Source organism: Allobosea sp. FBZP-16 (assembly GCF_002831785.1).
Classification (GTDB): domain Bacteria; phylum Pseudomonadota; class Alphaproteobacteria; order Rhizobiales; family Beijerinckiaceae; genus Allobosea; species Allobosea lupini.
In genome coordinates this window covers 3,777-4,290 of sequence record NZ_LNCQ01000058.1, presented here as the reverse complement: position 1 = coordinate 4,290, position 514 = coordinate 3,777, and the positions used below count along the sequence as shown (strand labels likewise).

General features: G+C 70.4%; 2 protein-coding genes. Both read right to left on the bottom strand.

Annotated elements, in window-relative coordinates; genetic code table 11:
• Nucleotides 1-151 (bottom strand): phage protein GemA/Gp16 family protein (locus CXY91_RS31340; RefSeq protein WP_465246897.1); only part of this gene is annotated, 151 nt, incomplete at its 3' end.
• Between the two features lie 11 nt (nt 152-162).
• Nucleotides 163-387 carry a hypothetical protein gene (locus tag CXY91_RS28430; protein ID WP_100965334.1) on the bottom strand — a complete coding sequence of 75 codons (225 nt, stop codon included), beginning with the start codon at nt 385-387 and terminating at the stop codon, nt 163-165.
• Between the last annotated feature and the right edge of the window lie 127 nt (nt 388-514).

The window sequence follows — 514 nt, the reverse complement described above, 5'->3', positions numbered from 1 at the left end:
CCAGGCGCTTCAGCTCGGCGATGACGGAATCGGCCTGACGATCGGAGAGATCGCGCGCGCTGCCGACGCCGGCGACGCGCTGCAGCAGGCCGCGATAGGCGTCGTCGTCGAGCGCCAAGTCCTTCTTGGCGATGTGGATCTTCGCCAGCATGTCGCGATGGCTCATCGGCTGCTCCTCTTGATCGCGACCTGGAGCTCCAGCGCCTTGCGCGTCAGGCGCTTCAAGCGGCCTTCAATGATCGTGGACCGGCGCGGCGCGATGCTCGCGATTACCGCCTTCAGCCGCTCGCGCTCCGCCTCCACCTCCGCGAGCTCGTTCCGCGCCAGGATCGCCATGAGCGGCGCGGCGTCTGTCGGAGCGCGACGAGAGGCGAAGAAGCGGGCCATGCGTCAGGTCCCGTGCTCAAGCAGCGGGGCCGGTGCCGGCTTCGCGAAGCGGGCGGCGTCGGTAGGCATGGAGAAGACCACGCGTCGCCCGGGCGGGATCCAGACGGGCGCGCGCGGCTCGGCGTCG